Genomic DNA, 19,287 nt, shown 5'->3' on the forward strand with positions numbered 1-19,287 from the left:
TGATCAGTAAGGGGAAACATCCTTCAAGAGGAGTGGAAAAATACCCTGGAACGGGTGTTTTGCAGGTTAACACCGCGACTTCCGCCAGCAAGGCGGCGCAATATAAGGAAACAGATCCACTAAAGCGTGACGGCGCGACGAGGCCCGGCGTCCCGTTATCGATAGTTTGAAAACTCTTCGACCAAGCACCCGCAGAGGTGCTCCAGCAACCCCTGCCTAGAACCGTGAGTGTGCTATGGAACCCGGAAACGCCCAGCTGTCGATGACGGTATTGATGACCCCTGACATGGCCAATTTCTCTGGCAATGTCCACGGCGGCACCCTGCTCAAGTACCTCGATGAAGTCGCCTATGCCTGCGCCAGCCGCTACGCGGGACGCTACGTGGTGACCCTATCGGTGGATCAGGTGATCTTCCGCGAGCCGATCCATGTCGGCGAACTGGTGACCTTCCTGGCCTCGGTCAACTACACCGGCAACACCTCGATGGAGGTGGGTATCAAGGTGGTCACCGAGAACATCCGCGAGCGTTCGGTGCGCCATACCAACAGCTGCTTCTTCACCATGGTGGCGGTGGACGACCAGCGCAAACCGGCCCAGGTGCCGCCTCTGCAGCCGGAAACCAGCGACGGCAAGCGCCGCTATATCCAGGCCCAGCAGCGCCGGCAGATCCGCCAGGAACTGGAAAAGCGCTACCAGGAAATCAAGGCCGACGGCCCTTGATTCACCGGTAATCCAGCTGCTCCAGCAGGACCACGGACGGTCCTTCCCTCCGCTCCCCTCCACTCTCCTCCCGGCCCGCGCCTGCTGCGCCAGGCCAGCTCCTTTCCGGGCCTTGCCAGGCAGTCTTCTGCGGTCATCTTGAATGGCCAGATCTATCCCTTTTTGACCACATCGAGAGTTATGTCCTCAGGGCGCCACTGCCAGAATCCATGGGCAAGGCAGCAACGCACTCCCCCCGGGGAGCCTTCGAGCCAACGAACGCGTGAGAACAATAACAATGCCCAGCGCCAATCCCCTCCCCAGCAGCCCTCCACTTTCCAGCAGCGCCAGCCTCGACGCGAGTTTCGCCCACAGTGCCCAGGGCACTGCCCTGCGACGCATCCTCGGCCTACCGGCCCTGGTGTTCTTCGGCCTGGTGTACATGGTCCCGCTGACCGTCTTCACCACCTACGGCGTGGTCACCCAGATCACCGGCGGCCGTACCGCCGCAGCCTATGTAATCACCTTGCTGGCGATGATCTTCACCGCCCGCTCCTACAGCGTGATGGTCAGGAAATACCCGATTGCCGGTTCGGCCTATTCCTACGCCAGCCTCAGCTTCGGCCCGGGTATCGGCTTCCTCGCCGGTTGGTCGCTGCTGCTGGATTACCTGTTCCTGCCGATGATCAATTACCTGGTGATCGGGCTGTTTCTCAACCTGGCGTTCCCCGACGTGCCAGCCTGGGTGTTCGTGGTGGCGACGGTCTGCCTGGTGACCGTGCTGAACATCCGTGGGATCGGCTCGGTGTCGAGCATGAGCAACCTGATCGTCTGTGCCCAGTTGGTGTTCGTGGTGGTGTTCGTGGCACTGGTGCTGCGCCAGCTGGCAGGCGCCCCGAGCATGGACCTCGCCGCGCCCTGGGTCGGTGACGGCAGCCAGACCGGGCTGCTGCCGTTGATGGCCGGAGCAGCGGTGCTGTGCCTGTCGTTCCTGGGCTTTGACGCGGTATCGACCCTGGCCGAGGAAACCCGCGACCCGCGGCGGGACATCCCCCGGGCCATCCTGATCACCACCCTGGGCGCCGGCCTGCTGTTCATCCTGCTGGCCATGGCCAGCCAGCTGGCGTTTCCCGGCAGCAGTTTCAAGGACGCAGACGCGGCGGCCAGCGAAGTGATGCTCCAGGCGGGCGGGCGTTTCCTGGAGATTTTCTTCACCGCCACCTACGTGGCCGGCGCCGCCGGTTCGGCCCTGGCCTCCCAGGCCTCGGTGTCGCGCATCCTGTTCAGCATGGGCCGCGACGGCATCCTGCCGCGGCGGCTGTTCGGCCGCCTGTCGGAGCGCTACAAGACACCGGTGATCGCCATTGTGCTGGTGTCGCTGGTGTCCTTGCTGGCGGTGGTCATCGATCTGACCACCCTGGCATCGATGATCAGCTTCGGCGCGCTGGTGGCGTTTTCCGTGGTCAACCTGGCGGTGATCAAGAGCCACCTCGGCCAGGGCCAGCCGCGCGGCATCGTGCGGCTGCTGCAGTACGGCCTGCTGCCGCTGATCGGTTTTGCCCTGATCGTCTGGCTATGGACCAGCCTCTCGGCCCTGACCCTGGGAATCGGCATGGCCTGGTTCGCCCTGGGCCTGGTCTACCTGGCCATCCAAACCCGGGGCTTCCGTCAGCCGGCGCCGACGGTGCAGTTCTCCGAGCAGGCCTGACTCGACCGCCTGCCGGTCGCCCTCAGAAACCGATCGGCGTGGCTTCGAAGCGCACCCGTGGGTGGGCAATGCGGTCCTGGGCCCGCACCAGCTCCAGCTCGTAGCTGGCGCAGGCCTGGGTTTCCAGCAGCACTTCGTGCACCGCTGCGGCGGTGAATTCGAACGCCGCCACCAGGCTGTCCCCCAACAGCACCCGGGCCAGGAACAGACCCGACGTCAGGTCGCCCACACCCACCGGCTGGCGCGGGAACGCCAGCAACGGGCGCCGCAAGTGCCAGCTGCCTTCGGCAGTCACCAGCAGCATCTCGAAACCTTCCGCCAGCTTGCCCGGGTAGTCCAGGTGCTTGACCAGCACCGCTCTCGGGCCTTTCTCCAGCAGCGAGCGGGCCATGGCCAGGCAATCGAACAGCGACTGCGGCTTGCGCCCGCAAAAACTGTCCAGCTCCAGTTGGTTAGGGCACAGGAAGTCAGCCATGGCCACCGCTTCGTCCAGCAGAAAGTCGCTGACCTCCGCCGGCACGCTGCAGCCTTTTTCCGGGTGCCCCATCACCGGGTCGCACAGGTACAAGGCCTTGGGGTTGATCGCCTTGATCCGCGCCACGCCACTGAGGATCGCCCGGCCCTGAGCTGCGCTGCCCAGGTAGCCGGAGAGGATCGCGTCGCAGTTGCCCAGCTCGCCGATGCTGGCGATGCCTTCCACCAATTCGGGAATCTGCTGGGGCGCCAGCACTTCCCCGGCCCAGTGACCATACTGGGTGTGGTTGGAGAACTGTACGGTGTTCAGGGGCCAGACATTCACCCCAACCCGCTGCATGGGAAAGACTGCGGCACTGTTACCGGCGTGGCCGAAAACCACATGGGACTGGATCGCAAGCAGGTGGGGCGTACGTTTCATGCAGGATTTTCCATAAAACCGGTGGAATTCAAGCCGCGCAGTATGCGACTAAACGCAGCCTGTACGACAGACCGGAGTCGCAGTTAAGCTGATGCCACTTCGTTGGAGCGAACCTTCATGCTGACCCTTGGAAATATCTTTGTGCTGATGCTGCTGGCGACCGGCGCCGCCTGGCTGTGGCACAACCACAGCCTGCGCGAGCGGGCGCTGGAACGGGTCAAGCAACACTGCGCACGGCTCGACATCGAGTTGCTCGACGGCAACGTGGCGCTCAAGCGCATTGGCCTGATCAAGGACGCCAGCGGCCGACGGCGCCTGGCCCGGGTCTACACCTTCGAGTTCACCGTCACCGGCGAAACCCGCCACGCCGGGACCATCACCCAGTTCGGCGCCCACAACGCGCAGATCGAACTGGCGCCCTACCCATTTGAGGCCAAGGAACCCCAGCCCAGCGCCGAGGTGATCGAACTCAGCCAGTGGCGCGACGAACACCGCAAGCGCAATTGACCCCCCTGCTGTCCTCCGGCGACGGCACTAGGCCGAAGCCGGCGCCGCTTTGCCGTCCCAGGACAATCCTTGGCCGCTGCTAGCCAACCACCGCAGCAGCTACAGGCGGCAGGCCGCCAGGCTGTCTTGCAGCGCCTGCACATCCTGAATCTCACTGAAGATCAACTCCAGGCGCGAATCCCGACGCCATTCGCTGGGCAGCCAGTTGAGCGGCGAATTCTCCAGCCCGTTGCCCGAGCGCCAGCCTTCGCTGCTGTGGATCACCAGCTTGGCCCGCCGCCAGTCGAGGTTCTGCAGCCAGTGCTCGATCCGGGCCAGATCGAACTGCTGGCTTGGGTGCCAGCGCCAGCCGACGCTCCAGCCCTCGGCCTGGGCCTGGCTGAGGCAGATCGGCATGGCCGGATCGCTCCACACCGCCGGTAGCTGCGCCAGCCCCTGGGGCAGCTCGAATGGCTCCTGCGCGGCCTCGGCACTGACCGCCAGGCCCGGCAGCTCCGCCAGGGGCAGCGCCGCATGACGAGTCCAGAACAAGCGGATAGCCGGCAACTGTTCCAGTACCCGCAACCGCTCGCTGTCGCTGAGCAGCTCGTCCTTGTTCAGTACCAGCAAGCCGGCGCTGGACAACGCCTCCTGCTGGGCCTGGGGCAGCGGCTTGCCAGCCGCCAGGGCCTGGGCATCCAGCACCATCACGCCTGGCTGCAGCGCCAGCACCCCTTGCCAGGGCGCGACACTCAATTGCTTGAGCAACTGCGCCGGGTGGCCGAGGCCGGACAGCTCGATAAACAGGCGATCGGGTCGCGATTGGCGCAGCAAACGCCCCAGGCCCACCTGAAACGGCGCGCCGTTGACGCAGCACACGCAGCCTCCGGCCACTTCACCGAGGGCGATGCCATCCTCGTCACGGGTCAGCAAGGCTGCATCCAGGCCGATCTGGCCAAACTCGTTGATCAGCACCGCCCAGCGTTCATCCGTCGGACGCTGACTGAGCAAATGGCGGATCAGGCTGGTCTTGCCGGCACCCAATGGCCCGGCGATCACATGGGTGGGGATGTTCTGCAGCATGGGAAGGGTTTCCGAAAGCGTGTGTGCCGATGCTACGCCATTCCCTGGCAGGGCGAAAATACAGAGCCTGTCAGGCACGCTGGCAGGCTATGCCGGAGCCTGCCGAAGCAAAGCCGGCCGATTGCTGTTCGTGGAAAGGCCTCTGGCCCCCGCGGGGCTGCACAGCAGCGCTCATTTCGGGGCTCCTGAACGGCGGTTCGCCGGCCTGGCCTAGCGGGAACGAGCTCCCACGCCACAGGTTATGTCGCGCTTAACGGATCGGCATTGGCCTCCCGAGTGCCTCTGTTGCAAGCGGCAGCAGCGGCGTTGCGCACGCCATACGCTATCGAGGCGCTCAACCCAGCCAGTCCAGGGTGAGGATCAGCCTGCGTTCACCCGGGGCCGGCTGCGGCGAACGGTGGATCAGGCCAAAGCCTTCGTTGCCGTGCCACTTCTCGCCCTTGAACAGCGCCACTGCACCGCTGCCCATCTGCTGGATCAGTGCCGGGTCCCGGGGCTCGGCCCCGGCCTGCCCCAGTTGTTGGCGGTCCATCACGCCTTCACGCAGCCACTGGCTGCCGATGCCGGCATAGGTGGTGATCAGCCGCACCGGCACATGGTCCACGTGAAAGCGCGGGCACATGGCCTTGTCCAGCACCCGCAGGCGCAGGCCCACCCGCCGTGCGCCCAACAGGCAGGCAAAAGCGCTGACCAGCCAGGAAACGTCGGCGATAAAGCCGTCATACACCTCAAGATCACTGAAGCCGGATGCCAGGCCCTGGAGGTTCGGCACGGCCTCTTCGTCCGCCAGCTCCAGGCACAGGGACTCGGCCAACGGTTCGTTCAGGGACAGCAGCAGTTCGTCGAAATCCGCGATATGGGCCGGCAGCCGGCGCTGCCAGAGGCTGAGGTTGACCTCGTCCTCCAGCACCTGCGCCAGCACCGCCGGGATCTCGCCGAACACCTGGCGGCGCAGGCGCCGCGGCCGGCCAGCCACCAGCAGCAAGCCGTTGGCCGGGGGCGGATCAGCCAGCGGTTGCAGCGGGGCACTTGGGGTCAGCATCAGGCCACCTCCCCTTCATGCCAGGCACCGAAGGGATCGTTCATCAGGCTCCAGCCCTCGACCCCAAGGGCCATTTCGTCATCGTCCAGCAGGCACAGGTCCAGCTCGGCGCTCAGCCGGGTAAAGTCGATGTCCTGGCCGATGAACACCAGCTCCTGGCGGCAATCGCCGGTAGCCGCGTGCCAGTTGTGCATGATCGCCGCGGTGCTCTCCTCATCCTGGGGCCAGTGCTGCTTGGGCACGAAGCGCCACCAGCGCCCGGCGAAGCCATGGCGCATCAGGCCACCGGCCTGGGACCAGCTGCCGGCTTCCTGGTGCTTGCTGGCCAGCCAGAAGAACCCCTTGGAGCGCAGCAGCTTGCCATTGACCCAGGGGCGGTTGATGAAGGCGAAGAAGCGCTGCGGATGAAAGGGCCGGCGCGCTCGGTAGGCGGTGGAGGCAATGCCGTATTCCTCGGTTTCCGGCACGTGCTCGCCACGCAGCTCCTGCAGCCAGCCCGGCGCCTGCGCCGCACGCTCGAAATCGAAACGGCCGGTGTTGAGGATCTTGGCCAACGGCACCTGACCCATGACCATGGGAATGATTTCTGCCTGGGCATTGAGTCGCGCAAGAATCGCCATCAGTTCCTGGCGCTGATCGCTGCTGATCAGGTCGATCTTGCTGATGAGGATCACGTCGGCGAACTCCACCTGCTCGATCAGCAGGTCGGTGATCGAGCGCTCATCCTCTTCGCCCAGGGTTTCCCCCCGGGACGCCAGGCTTTGCGCAGCCTGGTAATCCTGCAGAAAGTTCATGCCGTCGACCACGGTGACCATGGTGTCGAGCCGGGCGATGTCCGCCAGGCTCTGGCCCGACTCATCGCGGAAGGTGAAGGTTTCTGCCACCGGCAGTGGCTCGGAAATCCCGGTGGACTCGATCAGCAGATAGTCGAAGCGCCCGTCCCGGGCCAGCTTGCCCACCTCTTCCAGCAGGTCCTCGCGCAGGGTGCAGCAGATGCAGCCGTTGCTCATTTCCACGAGCTTTTCTTCGGCGCGGTTGAGGCTGACATCGCGCTGCACTTCGCTGCCATCGATGTTGATTTCGCTCATGTCGTTGACGATCACCGCCACCCGCAGGTTGTCGCGGTTGCGCAGTACATGATTGAGCAGGGTGCTTTTGCCGGCGCCGAGAAAGCCGGAGAGCACGGTAACGGGAAGGCGGTCGGTCATGGGGGGTTCCTCATCAGGGTCGCGGCTGGGTCAAAACGCTCGGTGGTGGCGTTCGCGCAGCTCTTGGCGTTCTTTGGCTTCGATGCACAGGGTGGCGGTGGGCCGTAGCAGCAGGCGCTTGAGGCCGATGGGCTCGCCGGTTTCGCGGCACCAGCCGTATTCGCCACGGGCCAGGCGCTCCAGGGCTTCGTCGATCTTGTCGAGGAGCTTCTTTTCCCGCTCCAGCAGGCGCAGTTGCCACTGCCGCTGCTCCTCGGCGCTGCCGATATCGGCGGGGTCGCTGTGGGGCTCCTGCTCGCGCAGCTGGTCAAACTCGCCGGCAATGCGCTGCTGCAGGTCGTTGCGCTGGCTCAGCAGCAAATCGCGGAAAAAGCCCTGCTGGGCGTCATTCATGTAATGCGCCTCGGGTTGGCCGAGGAGGTCGTGTTCAGTCATGGCGAGTCACGGATCAGGCTTTATTTAATGTTATATTATAACAATGCGAATTAGCCAACACTCCCTTGCCGCCCACGACGAAGGGCGCGATGCTGCGCCTCTGTCGCCACGAGAATCGCCATGCGCCTTGCCCTGCCCCTCCTGCTTTCGAGCCTTTCACTGCTGCTGGCCGGGCCTGCTGCGGCGGCCGCTCCCGGTTCCCTGGCCACCTGCACCCGCAGCGCCACCCTGCTGGCCTGCGTCGATCCCCTGGGCAATGCCTACAGTGTCGCGACCGCTGGCAGCACCACCTACCTGCGGGGGTTCGAGGTGATCGGCAAACGCTACTGGGCGCAAACCAACAGTCGCTACGGGCAACTGACTTTCTTCACCGGCCTGACCTCCGACGGCGAGGCCTGGGTGGGCTACAGCCAGCGCGTGGGCTGGACCACGCGCAACCGCTTCTCCAGTTCCGGCGGCAGCAGCGCCACGTTCACCTGCAGCCGAATCAGCGGCTGCTAGGTTCGTCCCAGCGCTGCCGGGCAGGCCCAAACGGCGCTTGATGCTCGCCGCCACCTACACCGAAGCGCCGGCCTGCGATTCCTGGAGCCAGGCCAGGTAACTGTTGGCTGGCGGGTTTTTCTCGAAGTAGCGCTGCAGCCCCTTGAACAGGCCGTCGGCAATCGCCTGCTGGTGGCGCGTGGTCACCAGGCGCTGGCTGTCGCGGCTGTTGGAGATGAAGCCGGTCTCCACCAGGATCGAAGGTACATCCGGCGACTTGAGCACCGCGAAGCCGGCCTGTTCCACACGCTTCTGATGCAGGGTGGTGATCCCCGACAGGCTGTCCAGCACCGTGCTGCCCAGCTGCAGGCTGGCGGCGATGGTGGCGTTCATCGACATGTCGAGGATCACCCCCGCCAGCATCGGGTCCTTGTCCTTGAGGTTGAGCAGGCTGGTGGCTCCCAACAGGTCGACGCCATTTTCCCGCTGGGCCATGAAGCGCGCGGTCGCCGAGGTCGCGCCGCCTTCGGACAGGGCGTACACCGAAGCCCCGGACGCCGTGAGGCGCGGCGCGGCATCAGCATGCACCGAGATGAACAAGTCGGCCTTGTGCTTGCGGGCGATCTCCACCCGTTTGCGCAGCGGCACGAAGAAGTCGTCGTTACGCACCAGCTTCACGGCAAAGCCCTTCTCGCGCTTGAGCCGCTTGGCCAGCAGTTGGGCGATGGACAGCACCACGTCCTTCTCCCGCTCGCCCTTGGCCCCCACCGCGCCCGGGTCCTTGCCGCCGTGCCCCGGATCGACCACCACGATGATGTCGCGCTTGGGATGGGACCTGGCCACCGGCGTCTCGGGCTTGGCCAGGGGGGCCGCAACTGCAGCGACTTGCAGCGGCGTGTTGCCGGCATGAGCCAGGTCGAGCACCAGCCGATGCCCCTGGCCATCCTGGGGCGGCAGGAGAAAACTCTTGAGCTGCACCGGCTCGCTGAGGTCGAGGACGATCCGCGTATCACCCTGGCCGAAGTGCCCGGAACGGATCGAGCGAATCACCGTATTGGCCAGGGCCAGCTGGCTGAAATCACCACTCAGGCGCGCACCGTTCAAGTCGATGATCAGGCGCTCCGGCGCGCTCAGGGTGAAGGTCTTGTACTGCACCGGGCCGCTCAGATCGAGCACCAGGCGCAGCTTGTCGGCGGAGTTCCACAACCGCGCGTTGCGGATCTGCGCGGCCGAAACACTCCAGGGAAACATCAGGGCCGTACCGGCCAATAGCAGGTTGAGCAATTGACGTCTGTGCATGACAAATACCGCAGATAAGGGAGCGTCCGTACTCGCAAAGGCAGGGTGAAGAGCCGCCGAGGAAAAAGATTTCATCGAACGTATTGTTATAATATAACATGTCGAATCTTTTCCTACGACGGACCTGCTCATGAACGCGCTGACTCTGCCGGATATCGCCGCGCAGTCCTCACGCCAAGCCTTGCCCCTGGAATGGGTGGGCATGTGCGGCATTGCCTTACCTGTAGTGATGGACGGCCAGCGAACCAGCGCCAAGGCCGATGCCGGCGTCAGCCTCGACGATGGCGAAGCCCGCGGCATTCATATGTCGCGCCTGTATCTGGCCCTGGAACTGCTTGAACAGGAGAACCTCACTCCCGCGCTGCTGCGCCAGGTGTTGCAGCGTTTTCTTGACAGCCACCAAGGCCTGGCCCGCACTGCGTACCTGCGTATTCACCTGGACTTGCTGCTCAAGCGCCCAGCCCTGGTCAGCCCTTTGGCGGGCTGGAAGAGCTATCCGTTGTCCATCGACGCACGGCTGCAAGATGGGATGTTCCACGTGGAACTAAAAATCGATGTGCCTTATTCCTCTACCTGCCCCTGCTCTGCCGCCCTGTCCCGGCAGTTGATTCAACAGCAATTCATCGACGATTTTGCCAATCGACCCTTGCAGCATGCCGACGTCCTGGCCTGGCTGGGATCATCCCAGGGCATTGTCGCCACCCCCCACAGCCAGCGCAGCCAGGCCGAATTGCAACTGCGCCTGGATGACTTCCTTGATGAGCTGCCCCTGATCGCCCTGATCAACGATGCCGAGACTGCCCTGGGCACCGCCGTGCAAACCGCGGTCAAGCGCGCCGACGAGCAAGCCTTCGCCCTGGCCAACGGGCAGAACCTGATGTTCTGTGAAGACGCCGCTCGCCGGTTGAACCAAGCCTTGCGCCGCTCCCCCGGGGTCAACGCCTTTAGCCTGCGCGTCGTGCATGCGGAAAGCCTCCACGCCCATGACGCCGTGGCGCAGAGCCGCTGGAACTGGGAGGCCTGATGATCCGTTGCCAAGCCTTGCGCTGGGGCGCGCCCGGACAGCCACTGACTCCACCTCTGGATCTGCACCTGTCCGCCGGCAGCCTGAGCGCCATCATCGGCGCCAACGGTTGCGGCAAGAGCAGCTTGTTGAAGGTCCTGGCCGGGCTGCAGAAACCCTTGTCCGGCAGCCTCTCACTGGCAACCCCACAGCGGGGCGGCCTGGCGTTCCTGCCCCAGCAGCAACACCTGGACCGGCAGTTCCCCATCAGCCTCGAAGAGCTGGTGGCTGCCGGTTTCTGGGGCAAGCGCGAGTCCGCCGCCATACGCCGGGCAAAACTCCTGGCCGTACTCGAAGACTGGCACCTGGACGGGTTGCAGAAGCGTCCGCTGATGGCCCTCTCCGGCGGCGAATTGCAGCGTGCCTTGCTGGCCCGCTTGAGCCTGACCGAAGCACCGCTGCTGTTGCTCGACGAGCCCCACGCCGCCCTCGACGACGCCGGCCAGGCCCTGTTTTGGCAGCACCTGCACAACTGGCACGCCCAGGGCCGGACCCTGGTAGTGGTCTGCCATGACCTGGCTGCCGTGCGCCAACACATCCCCCAGAGCCTGCTGATCAAGAGCAGCGGTTGCCTCTTCGGTCCCAGCCGCGAACTGATCGCCCAACAACCCCAGACGCAGGTGGCTTGATGCAGTTGGCCATGCACCTCTGGCAACCGTTCAGCGAGTTTGTCTTCATGCGCCGGGCCTTGCTCGGCGGCCTGGTCCTGGCCTGCAGTACCGCGCCGCTGGGGGTGTTCCTGATCCTGCGGCGCATGAGCCTGATCGGCGACGCCGTGGCCCACGGCATCCTCCCTGGCGCGGCCCTGGGCTTCTGGTTCGCCGGCCTCAGCCTGCCGGCCCTGACCCTCGGTGGCCTCGGTGCCGGCCTGGGCATGGCCGGCCTGGCAGCCTGGATTACCCGCCGCACCGGCCTGCGGGAAGACGCCAGCATCGCTGCCATCTACCCCATCTCCCTGGCCAGCGGGGTGCTGATCCTGGGGCTCGCCGGCAAACGCCTGGACCTCCTGCACCTGCTGTTCGGCTCGGCCCTGGCAGTGGACGGCCCAACCCTGAGCGGCATGCTTTGGGTCTCGGTCTTCAGCCTGCTGGCCATGGTGCTGATCTACAAACCCCTGCTGCTGGACACCCTCGACCCGTTGTTCCTGCACAGCGTCAGCCGCCTCGGGCCGCTGGCCCACGGTCTGTTCCTGACCCTGGTGGTGCTCAATCTGGTGATCGGTTTCCAGGCCATCGGCGCACTGATGGTGGTCGGCTTGATGATGCTGCCGGCCGCCGCCTCGCGTTTCTGGAGCCGCCGCCTGCCGCTGCTGATCGGCATCGCCGCCCTGCTGGGCTGCCTTTCGGTGTGGCTCGGCCTGCTGTTGTCTTTCCACTACTCGCTGCCCAGCGGGCCGGCCATCGTGCTGGTAGCGGGCAGCCTGTACCTGCTGTCCGTGGTGTTCGGGCCGGTGCACGGCCTGCTGCATCGCCCACCGTTGCTCACATCCCCATGAGGTGTTTCCCGATGCGCGCCCTACTCGTGCTGTTCAGCCTGCTGCTGCCCCTGTCGTGGTCGACGGCCCAGGCCGCGGACAAGCTTGCCGTGGTCACCAGCTTCAGCATCCTCGCCGACATGACCCGACAGGTCGGCGGCGACCATGTGCAGATCACCAACCTGGTGGGAGCCGACGAAGATGCCCACACCTATGAGCCAACCCCGGACGATGCCAAGGCCCTGCTCAAGGCGCGGATGATCATCAAGAACGGCCTGGGTTTCGAGCCCTGGCTGGATCGCCTGGTGGCTAGCACCGGCACCCGGGCCACGGTGATCAGCGCCAGCCGCGGGGTGATCCCGCGAACCCTGGAGGAGGACGGCGAAAGCATTCCCGACCCTCACGCCTGGCACAACCTGGCCAACAGCGAACTCTATGTGAACACCATTACCAAGGCGCTGATCGCCGCCGACCCGGCCCATCAGGCCGACTACCAGCGCAACAGCCAGGCCTACCTACAACAGATCTACCGGCTGCTGGCCGAAGCCAAGGCCAAGCTCGGCGCCCTGCCCCCGGGCAACCGCAGGATTGTCACCTCCCACGACGCCTTCGGTTACCTGGGCCAGGCCTATGGCATCGACTTCATGGCGCCCCAGGGATTGTCCACCGACCGTGAACCCTCAGCGGCCGAAGTCGCGGCGCTGATCACCCAGATCCGCAAGGCCAAGGTCAAGGCGGTGTTCATGGAGAACATCAAGGACTCGCGCCTGCTCAAACAGATCGCCGAGGAAAGCGGCGCCCGCATCGGCGGCACCCTGTACTCCGACGCCCTCGCGGCCAGCGGCCCGGCAAGCACCTTCACCGGGCTGTTCGAATACAACCTCAACACCTTGTACGACGCCTTGAGCCAACCATGATCCCGCGCCCGCCGCTGTCGATGCTGGATCTGGAACAAGCCGCCCTGGGCAGCCGCTGGCCGCTGACCGCAGTGCTCGACGCCCTGCCCTGGAACAGCGCTGGCCTGATTGCCGCCATCGCCCAGCAGCACGACAGCGGCGCGGTGCTGATGCTGGCCTGGATGAACCGCCGGGCCCTGGCCGAAACCCTGATCAGCGGCCAGGTCTGCTACTGGTCACGCTCGCGCCAGTGCCTGTGGCGCAAGGGCGAAAGCTCCGGGCATCGACAGCGGCTGGTCGAGGCACGCCTGGATTGCGACGGCGACGCCGTGCTGTTGCTGGTCGATCAGCAAGGACCGGCCTGCCACACCGGGCGCCCCAACTGTTTCTACAACGCCATTCGCGATGGCGCGGTGGAAGTCATCAGTTCCCCTATGAAGGACTCGCGCCATGATTCGTAAAAACCCTTCCGGCGACCTGCCAGTGATCGCCGAATCCGCCTATGTGGACAAGACCGCAATCATCTGCGGCAAGGTGGTGATCGGCGACAACGTGTTTGTCGGCCCTTACGCGGTGATCCGCGCCGACGAGGTCGATGCCTCGGGCCAGATGGAAGCCATCACCATCGGCGCCAACTCGAACATCCAGGACGGTGTGGTGATCCATTCCAAATCCGGCGCGGCGGTGACCATCGGCCAGCACACCTCCATCGCCCACCGCTCCATCGTCCATGGTCCCTGCGTGGTCGGCGACCGAGTGTTCATCGGCTTCAACAGCGTGTTGTTCAACTGCGTGGTGGGTGACGGCAGCGTGGTCCGGCACAACTCGGTGGTCGACGGCCGCGACTTGCCCCAGGGCTTCTATGTGCCCTCCACCACCCGCATCGGGCCCAAGACCGACCTGGCGCAGTTCCCTCCCGTGAGTATCAGCGCCTCGGAATTTTCCGAAGATGTGGCACGCACCAACGTCGACCTGATCCGTGGCTACAAGGCCCTGCAGAACGAGTTTTAAGCATGAGCCGAATCCTCATTCGCAATGCCCGCCTGGTGAACGAAGGCCGTGAGTTCGAAGCCGACCTGCTGGTGAAACAAGGCCGCATCGAAACCATCGGCAACCTTGACCACCTCAGCGCCGAACAGGAAATCGACGCCCAGGGCCAATGGCTGCTGCCGGGAATGATCGACGACCAGGTGCACTTTCGCGATCCTGGTGCCCCCGACAAAGGCAGCCTCTATTCCGAATCCCGGGCCGCCGTGGCGGGTGGCATCACCAGCTTCATGGACATGCCCAACACCTCGCCACCGACCCTGAGCCTGGCTGCGCTGAACGACAAGAAGCGCCGTGCGGCGATCACCTCGGCGGCCAACTACGGCTTTCACTTTGGCGTCAGCAACGACAACCTGGACATCGTCGCCGCCCTCGACCCCAAGGAGGTGGCCGGGGTCAAAGTGTTCATGGGCGCCTCCACCGGCAATATGCTGGTGGACGATCCGCAGGTCCTCGACCGGCTGTTTCGCGAAGTGCCGACCCTGCTCCTGGCCCATTGCGAACACACCCCGAGCATCCAGGTCAGGCAGCAGCGCTGGCAGCAACTCTATGGCGAGCAGATCCCCGCTGCCGCCCACCCGCGCATCCGCGACGCCGAGGCCTGCTACCGCTCCTCGTCCCTGGCGGTGGCACTGGCGAAGAAACACGGCACCCGCCTGCACGTCCTGCATCTGACCAGCGCCCGGGAACTGGCACTGTTCGAGGACCGGCCCCTGGCGGAAAAAACCATCACCGCCGAAGTCTGCGTGCATCATCTGCTGTTCGATGACCGTGACTATTCGCGCCTCGGCCACCTGATCAAATGCAACCCGGCGATCAAGACCCAGGCTGACCGCGATGCCCTGCGCCAGGCCCTGAACAGCAACCGGCTGGACGTCATCGGCACCGACCACGCGCCCCACACCTGGGAGCAGAAGCAACAACCCTACGCCCGCGCCCCTTCCGGCCTGCCCCTGGTGCAGCACGCCTTGCCGGCGCTGCTGGAGCTGGTAGCGGACCAACTGCTGCCCCTGACCACCCTGGTGGCCAAGACCAGCCATCGAGTGGCCGACCTGTTCGCCATCACGGACCGCGGCTACCTGCGCGAAGGCTACTGGGCCGACCTGGTGCTGGTTCGCGCCGAGCCCGAAGGCAAGGCGGTGGACAGCCAGCCGATCCTCGCCCAGTGCGGCTGGACCCCTTTCGCCGGCCAACGCTTTCGCCACAGCGTCAGCACCACCCTGGTCTCGGGCCAGCTCGCCTGGCACCAGGGGCGCCTGTACGACCAGTGCCGGGGCCTGCCCCTGCGCTTCAACCGCTAATTCGCCCTGACAAGGACCCCAGAAGATGATCCGCATCACCCTGCCTGATGGCGCGTGCCGTGAGTACGACCAGCCGTTGTCGGTATTCGAGGTCGCCGCCAGCATTGGCAATGGCCTGGCCAAGGCCGCCGTGGCCGGGCGGGTCGATGGCCGCCTGGTGGACTGCGACTACCAACTGCAGGCCGATGCTCACCTGAGCATCGTTACCCCCCGCGATCCCGAGGGCCTGGAAGTGCTGCGCCACTCCTGCGCGCACCTGCTGGCGATGGCGGTAAAGCAGCTGTATCCCTCGGCCCAGATGGCCATCGGCCCGGTAACCGAGGACGGCTTCTTCTATGACTTCGCCTACGAGCGTCCCTTCACCCCCAAAGACCTGGGCCTGATAGAAGCGCGCATGAACAGCCTGGCCGCGACCAACCACAGGCTGCACCGTCGCGAGCTGCCTCGGGAACAGGCAGTGGAATATTTCCAGGCCCGGGGCGAGCACTACAAGGTCGAGCTGATCCGCGACCTGCCGGCCGACGCGGTGCTGTCGCTGTACCGTCAGGGACAGTTCGAGGACCTGTGCCGCGGCCCACATGTGCGTTCGACTGGACTGTTGCGAGCCTTCAAGCTGACCAAGGTGGCCGGTGCCTACTGGCGCGGCAATGCCAGCAATGCGCCCTTGCAACGGATCTACGGCACCTGCTGGGCCACTCGCCAGGACCTCGACGCTTACCTGCTGCGCCTGGAACAGGCCGCCAAGCGCGACCATCGCAAGCTGGGCCAGCAACTGGACCTGTTCCATTTCGACGAGTGCGCGCCGGGCTCGGTGTTCTGGCACGCCCGGGGCTGGACCCTGTTCCAGCAATTGATCGGCTATATGCGCAAGCGCCAGGAGCAGGCCGGCTACCAGGAAGTGAACACCCCGGACGTGATGGACCGCGGCCTCTGGGAAACCTCCGGGCACTGGCAGAACTATCGCGATCACATGTTCACCACCAGCACCGAGGACCAGCGCACCTTTGCCCTCAAGCCAATGAACTGCCCGGGCGCCGTGGCGATCTTCGGCCATGGCCTGAAGAGCTACCGCGACCTGCCGCTGCGCATCGCCGAATTCGGCAAGGTGCATCGCTACGAACCTTCAGGCGCGCTGCACGGCCTGTTGCGGGTGCGTCACTTCACCCAGGACGACGCCCACATCTTCTGCACCCCGGAACAGATGCAGGACGAATGCGCCCGCACCATCGCCCTGGTGTTCGACATCTATCAGGAGTTCGGCTTCGAAGACGTGACCGTCAAGCTTTCCACCCGCCCGGCCCAGCGCATCGGCAGCGACGAGGTCTGGGACCAGTTGGAAAATGCCCTGATCGGGGCCTTGCAGAGCCTGCAGATCGACTATCAGATCAACCCGGGAGAAGGCGCCTTCTACGGCCCCAAGCTGGAGTTCGTGCTGCGCGATGCCATCGGCCGCGACTGGCAGTGCGGCACCCTGCAAGCGGACCTCAACCTGCCCGAGCGCTTTGCCATCAGTTACATCAGCGACACCGGCGAGCGGCGCCAGCCGGTGATGCTGCACCGGGCGCTGTTCGGTTCCCTGGAGCGTTTTATCGGCATCCTCCTGGAACACCACGGCGGCGCCCTGCCCCTGTGGCTGGCTCCGCAACAGGTCGTGGTGCTCAACATCAGCGAGGCCCAGGAGGACTATGCCCGCGACGTCTGCGAACGCCTGCGCCGACATGGGTTGCGCGCCGGCACCGACCTGCGCAATGAAAAGATCGGCTACAAGATCCGCGAACACAGCCTGCAGAAAGTGCCCTACCTGCTGGTGATTGGTGACAAAGAAAAGGCCGGCGGCTACGTCAGCCTGCGCAGCCGCAACGGCGATGACCTGGGGCGCCTCAGCGTGGAACAGGCCCTGGCCTGCATCTGCTAGCCGCAGGTTCAGGCCAGGCCGCGGACGCCCGCAGGCTGCGGTGATCCGTTGTCGAAGATGTGCGCCGGGATACCAGAGCCAGCAGCACGCTGGATCCGCCTCAGGACGCTCGCGGCTTCACCGTCCCACAGTCCTGCCCCAGCCACACCGCGCGGGTGTCCATGCTGCCCTTCTGCTGCAGGCCGGTGGCATTGAAGGTGCCGATCACATGGGTGGTGAACTCGCGGTCGCTGATGAATTGCGCCACTCCGCTGCCCTGGGCTTTCGGGCAACTGAAACGGAATTTCCACTGGTTGCCGTTACGCTCGGTGACCTGCTGCTGGCAGCCCGATTGCGGGTCCTGCAGCGGAATGGTGTCTGATTGCACCTGGGCCGGGGTCAGGCAGGCACGGATGCCCTTGCCGCCCATGGTCACGCCTTGCTTCTCCAGCATGGCCCGCTGCTCCGGGGTCATCTGCTGTTGCAATTGCCCCAGAATCAGCGACAGGTCCGGCAGGTTCTGGTCATCGACCTTCATGTTGCTGCTGGTCAGCTCCCACAACCCCGGCTGCAGCATCTGCGCCTGCGCAGCCACTGGAAACACCAGTGCCGCAGCCAGGGACCAACCCAGTAAACGAAGTTTCATCGAATGACTCCTAGACAGTAGTGGCCGTTAGACTTCGGCCGAAGCGCGGCGTTGCATGCAGAATAAAATAGCGACATTCGCTGTGGAACATGGTCTGTTAGGGATTGTTGCCGCCCGGCCCAGCCACCTGACTCGTCATCCGACAGGTACAGGCCCCAGGCATTGAATCTTCAGGAGCAAGGTTGCCCCATGGATTATTTTGGCCCGCACATCTTCGGCTATCTCATCGCACTGCTGCACTTTCTCGGGCTGATTGCCGCGATCCACGCGGTGCTTACCGTCAGGACCGCCCAGGGCGCCATCGCCTGGGCCCTGTCCCTGATGTTCATGCCCTACCTGACCCTGATCCCCTACCTGGTGTTCGGCCGCAGTACCTTCGACGCCTATATCCAGGCCCGTCGCCAGGCCAACGTGGAAATGCACAAGGCCATCAACGAGCTGAACTGGCGCCCTTGGGTCGAAGAGGCACTCACCGCCCGAGCCTCCAAGGCCTATGCCTCGCTGCGGGCCATGCCCAAGCTCGGGCGCATGCCGTGCCTGGCCAACAACCAGGTTCGCCTGCTGGTGAACGGCGACGCCACCTTCGAGGCGATCTTCAACGCCATTCGCCGTTCCCACAAAGCGGTGCTGATCCAGTTCTTCATCATTCACGACGACGACCTGGGCCGACGCCTGCAGCGCCTGCTGCTGGAGAAAGCCGCCGAGGGTGTGTCGATCCACCTGCTCTACGACCGCATCGGCAGCCATTCCCTGCCCGCCAGCTATGTGCAGACCCTGCGCGACGCCGGGGTCCAGGTGCACGCCTTTGCCACCCGTAGTGGCTGGCTCAACCGGTTCCAGGTGAACTTTCGCAATCACCGCAAGATCGTGGTGGTGGACGGCATGCTGGGGTTTGTCGGCGGGCACAACGTCGGCGATGAATACCTGGGCAAGAAGCCGCCCCTGGCGCCCTGGCGCGACACCCATGTCCAGGTCAGCGGCCCGGTGGTGGCCTGCATGCAGGAATCGTTCGCCGAGGACTGGTTCTGGGCCTCGCGGGAGCTGCCGCCGCTGATCCTCCCGGATACCTACCCGGATGGCGGCGTGCTCTGTCAGTTTCTGGCCAGCGGCCCGGCCGATGCCTACGAAACCTGCTCGCTGTTCTTTGTCGAGGCGATCCACGCGGCCACCGAACGGGTGTGGATCACCAGCCCGTACTTCATTCCCGACGAGGCGGTATTCGCTGCCCTGCGCCTGGCGGTGCTGCGGGATGTGGACGTGCGCATCCTCCTGCCGGCGCGGGCGGATCACCGCATCGTCTATGCCGCCTCCAGCCTGTTCGCCTTCGAGGCAGTGCGCGCGGGCGTCAGGGTGTTCCGCTATCAGCCGGGGTTCCTGCATCAGAAGGTGGTGCTGATCGACAACGAGATCAGCGCCATTGGCAGCGCCAACCTGGACAACCGTTCGTTCCGCCTGAATTTCGAGGTGATGCTGCTGACCGTGGACGACGACTTCGCCACCGAGGTGGAGCTCATGCTCGAGGCCGACTTCGCCAAGGCCCGGGAAGTCGCCAAGGAAGAAAGCCGCCAGATCCACCGCCTGCAACAACTGGGCATGCGGGTCGCGCGGCTGATTTCTCCTATCCTGTGAA

The 19,287-nt window shown here is 64.9% G+C and carries 20 protein-coding genes; 13 read left to right on the forward strand and 7 right to left on the reverse strand.

The features are described from left to right. The first annotated feature begins 235 nt into the window (after positions 1-235). Together U873_RS0128865 and U873_RS0128870 are read left to right on the forward strand one after the other, a co-directional pair. A complete protein-coding gene (locus U873_RS0128865; protein WP_025131551.1) occupies positions 236-721 on the forward strand; it encodes an acyl-CoA thioesterase in 486 nt (161 codons plus the stop codon). 277 nt (positions 722-998) lie between these two features. Then, complete coding sequence (locus U873_RS0128870) at positions 999-2,408, forward strand: APC family permease (RefSeq protein WP_025131552.1); 1,410 nt, start codon at positions 999-1,001, stop codon at positions 2,406-2,408. Positions 2,409-2,430: 22 nt separating this feature from the next. Here U873_RS0128870 and pdxY read toward each other — a convergent pair whose 3' ends face one another. After that, positions 2,431-3,303, reverse strand: a complete 873-nt coding sequence (pdxY, locus tag U873_RS0128875) for a pyridoxal kinase PdxY (protein WP_025131553.1) — start codon at positions 3,301-3,303, stop codon at positions 2,431-2,433. Between the two features lie 117 nt (positions 3,304-3,420). Here pdxY and U873_RS0128880 point away from each other — a divergent pair, with 117 nt between their 5' ends. Further along, positions 3,421-3,810 (forward strand): DUF3301 domain-containing protein, encoded by a 390-nt coding sequence (locus U873_RS0128880; protein ID WP_025131554.1) that lies wholly within the window; start codon positions 3,421-3,423, stop codon positions 3,808-3,810. A gap of 99 nt (positions 3,811-3,909) precedes the next feature. On the opposite strand, the gene U873_RS0128885 is transcribed toward U873_RS0128880, so the two are convergent. The 4 genes from U873_RS0128885 to dksA all read right to left on the reverse strand — a co-directional run bounded on the left by U873_RS0128885 (position 3,910) and on the right by dksA (position 7,557). Further along, positions 3,910-4,872 (reverse strand): GTP-binding protein, encoded by a 963-nt coding sequence (locus U873_RS0128885; RefSeq protein ID WP_025131555.1) that lies wholly within the window; start codon positions 4,870-4,872, stop codon positions 3,910-3,912. 334 nt (positions 4,873-5,206) lie between these two features. Further along, positions 5,207-5,914: a DUF1826 domain-containing protein gene (locus U873_RS0128890; protein ID WP_043274702.1), complete on the reverse strand. Its 708-nt coding sequence runs from the start codon at positions 5,912-5,914 to the stop codon at positions 5,207-5,209. Continuing rightward, complete coding sequence (gene zigA, locus U873_RS0128895; protein ID WP_025131557.1) at positions 5,914-7,122, reverse strand: zinc metallochaperone GTPase ZigA; 1,209 nt, start codon at positions 7,120-7,122, stop codon at positions 5,914-5,916. The genes U873_RS0128890 and zigA overlap by 1 nt, the downstream gene beginning before the upstream one ends. Before the next feature lie 30 nt (positions 7,123-7,152). Further along, the gene (gene dksA / locus U873_RS0128900) at positions 7,153-7,557 is read right to left on the reverse strand and encodes an RNA polymerase-binding protein DksA (protein WP_025131558.1); all 405 of its coding nucleotides are present in this window, start codon (positions 7,555-7,557) and stop codon (positions 7,153-7,155) included. A gap of 120 nt (positions 7,558-7,677) precedes the next feature. Here dksA and U873_RS0128905 point away from each other — a divergent pair, with 120 nt between their 5' ends. Then, positions 7,678-8,058 carry a hypothetical protein gene (locus U873_RS0128905; RefSeq protein WP_025131559.1) on the forward strand — a complete coding sequence of 127 codons (381 nt, stop codon included), beginning with the start codon at positions 7,678-7,680 and terminating at the stop codon, positions 8,056-8,058. Between the two features lie 54 nt (positions 8,059-8,112). On the opposite strand, the gene U873_RS0128910 is transcribed toward U873_RS0128905, so the two are convergent. Beyond that, the gene (locus tag U873_RS0128910) at positions 8,113-9,336 is read right to left on the reverse strand and encodes an N-acetylmuramoyl-L-alanine amidase (protein WP_025131560.1); all 1,224 of its coding nucleotides are present in this window, start codon (positions 9,334-9,336) and stop codon (positions 8,113-8,115) included. A 130-nt stretch (positions 9,337-9,466) separates the two neighbouring features. Between U873_RS0128910 and folE2 the strand changes: the two genes are divergently transcribed. From folE2 to thrS, 8 genes are read left to right on the forward strand one after another with little or no spacing between them, the layout of a single operon-like run. Further along, positions 9,467-10,360: a GTP cyclohydrolase FolE2 gene (folE2, locus tag U873_RS0128915; RefSeq protein ID WP_025131561.1), complete on the forward strand. Its 894-nt coding sequence runs from the start codon at positions 9,467-9,469 to the stop codon at positions 10,358-10,360. After that, positions 10,360-11,028, forward strand: a complete 669-nt coding sequence (locus tag U873_RS0128920; RefSeq protein WP_025131562.1) for a metal ABC transporter ATP-binding protein — start codon at positions 10,360-10,362, stop codon at positions 11,026-11,028. The genes folE2 and U873_RS0128920 overlap by 1 nt, the downstream gene beginning before the upstream one ends. Then, a complete protein-coding gene (locus U873_RS0128925) occupies positions 11,028-11,894 on the forward strand; it encodes a metal ABC transporter permease (RefSeq protein ID WP_025131563.1) in 867 nt (288 codons plus the stop codon). The genes U873_RS0128920 and U873_RS0128925 overlap by 1 nt, the downstream gene beginning before the upstream one ends. An 11-nt stretch (positions 11,895-11,905) precedes the next feature. After that, positions 11,906-12,790 carry a metal ABC transporter substrate-binding protein gene (locus tag U873_RS0128930; RefSeq protein ID WP_025131564.1) on the forward strand — a complete coding sequence of 295 codons (885 nt, stop codon included), beginning with the start codon at positions 11,906-11,908 and terminating at the stop codon, positions 12,788-12,790. Continuing rightward, positions 12,787-13,230 (forward strand): phosphoribosyl-AMP cyclohydrolase, encoded by a 444-nt coding sequence (gene hisI, locus U873_RS0128935; RefSeq protein WP_025131565.1) that lies wholly within the window; start codon positions 12,787-12,789, stop codon positions 13,228-13,230. Before U873_RS0128930 ends, hisI begins: the two co-directional genes overlap by 4 nt. Further along, a complete protein-coding gene (locus U873_RS0128940) occupies positions 13,220-13,780 on the forward strand; it encodes a carbonate dehydratase (RefSeq protein ID WP_025131566.1) in 561 nt (186 codons plus the stop codon). The genes hisI and U873_RS0128940 overlap by 11 nt, the downstream gene beginning before the upstream one ends. Positions 13,781-13,782: 2 nt before the next feature. After that, positions 13,783-15,117: a dihydroorotase gene (locus U873_RS0128945; RefSeq protein ID WP_025131567.1), complete on the forward strand. Its 1,335-nt coding sequence runs from the start codon at positions 13,783-13,785 to the stop codon at positions 15,115-15,117. Positions 15,118-15,142: 25 nt separating this feature from the next. Next, positions 15,143-17,032, forward strand: a complete 1,890-nt coding sequence (gene thrS / locus U873_RS0128950) for a threonine--tRNA ligase (protein ID WP_025131568.1) — start codon at positions 15,143-15,145, stop codon at positions 17,030-17,032. Positions 17,033-17,132: 100 nt separating this feature from the next. On the opposite strand, the gene U873_RS0128955 is transcribed toward thrS, so the two are convergent. Next, positions 17,133-17,657 (reverse strand): DUF3617 domain-containing protein, encoded by a 525-nt coding sequence (locus U873_RS0128955; protein ID WP_025131569.1) that lies wholly within the window; start codon positions 17,655-17,657, stop codon positions 17,133-17,135. 189 nt (positions 17,658-17,846) lie between these two features. On the opposite strand from U873_RS0128955, the gene cls reads away from it, so the two are divergent. Continuing rightward, positions 17,847-19,286 carry a cardiolipin synthase gene (gene cls, locus U873_RS0128960; protein ID WP_025131570.1) on the forward strand — a complete coding sequence of 480 codons (1,440 nt, stop codon included), beginning with the start codon at positions 17,847-17,849 and terminating at the stop codon, positions 19,284-19,286. Position 19,287: the final 1 nt, after the last annotated feature.

This window comes from Pseudomonas sp. PH1b (assembly GCF_000633395.1).
Classification (GTDB): Bacteria; Pseudomonadota; Gammaproteobacteria; order Pseudomonadales; family Pseudomonadaceae; genus Aquipseudomonas.

Coding starts and splice junctions, on each gene's coding strand:
- U873_RS0128865 (WP_025131551.1), top strand. CDS start 236: ATGGAACCCGGAAACGCCCAGCTGTCGATGACGGTATTGATGACCCCT.
- U873_RS0128870 (WP_025131552.1), top strand. CDS start 999: ATGCCCAGCGCCAATCCCCTCCCCAGCAGCCCTCCACTTTCCAGCAGC.
- pdxY (WP_025131553.1), bottom strand. CDS start 3,303: ATGAAACGTACGCCCCACCTGCTTGCGATCCAGTCCCATGTGGTTTTC.
- U873_RS0128880 (WP_025131554.1), top strand. CDS start 3,421: ATGCTGACCCTTGGAAATATCTTTGTGCTGATGCTGCTGGCGACCGGC.
- U873_RS0128885 (WP_025131555.1), bottom strand. CDS start 4,872: ATGCTGCAGAACATCCCCACCCATGTGATCGCCGGGCCATTGGGTGCC.
- U873_RS0128890 (WP_043274702.1), bottom strand. CDS start 5,914: ATGCTGACCCCAAGTGCCCCGCTGCAACCGCTGGCTGATCCGCCCCCG.
- zigA (WP_025131557.1), bottom strand. CDS start 7,122: ATGACCGACCGCCTTCCCGTTACCGTGCTCTCCGGCTTTCTCGGCGCC.
- dksA (WP_025131558.1), bottom strand. CDS start 7,557: ATGACTGAACACGACCTCCTCGGCCAACCCGAGGCGCATTACATGAAT.
- U873_RS0128905 (WP_025131559.1), top strand. CDS start 7,678: ATGCGCCTTGCCCTGCCCCTCCTGCTTTCGAGCCTTTCACTGCTGCTG.
- U873_RS0128910 (WP_025131560.1), bottom strand. CDS start 9,336: ATGCACAGACGTCAATTGCTCAACCTGCTATTGGCCGGTACGGCCCTG.
- folE2 (WP_025131561.1), top strand. CDS start 9,467: ATGAACGCGCTGACTCTGCCGGATATCGCCGCGCAGTCCTCACGCCAA.
- U873_RS0128920 (WP_025131562.1), top strand. CDS start 10,360: ATGATCCGTTGCCAAGCCTTGCGCTGGGGCGCGCCCGGACAGCCACTG.
- U873_RS0128925 (WP_025131563.1), top strand. CDS start 11,028: ATGCAGTTGGCCATGCACCTCTGGCAACCGTTCAGCGAGTTTGTCTTC.
- U873_RS0128930 (WP_025131564.1), top strand. CDS start 11,906: ATGCGCGCCCTACTCGTGCTGTTCAGCCTGCTGCTGCCCCTGTCGTGG.
- hisI (WP_025131565.1), top strand. CDS start 12,787: ATGATCCCGCGCCCGCCGCTGTCGATGCTGGATCTGGAACAAGCCGCC.
- U873_RS0128940 (WP_025131566.1), top strand. CDS start 13,220: ATGATTCGTAAAAACCCTTCCGGCGACCTGCCAGTGATCGCCGAATCC.
- U873_RS0128945 (WP_025131567.1), top strand. CDS start 13,783: ATGAGCCGAATCCTCATTCGCAATGCCCGCCTGGTGAACGAAGGCCGT.
- thrS (WP_025131568.1), top strand. CDS start 15,143: ATGATCCGCATCACCCTGCCTGATGGCGCGTGCCGTGAGTACGACCAG.
- U873_RS0128955 (WP_025131569.1), bottom strand. CDS start 17,657: ATGAAACTTCGTTTACTGGGTTGGTCCCTGGCTGCGGCACTGGTGTTT.
- cls (WP_025131570.1), top strand. CDS start 17,847: ATGGATTATTTTGGCCCGCACATCTTCGGCTATCTCATCGCACTGCTG.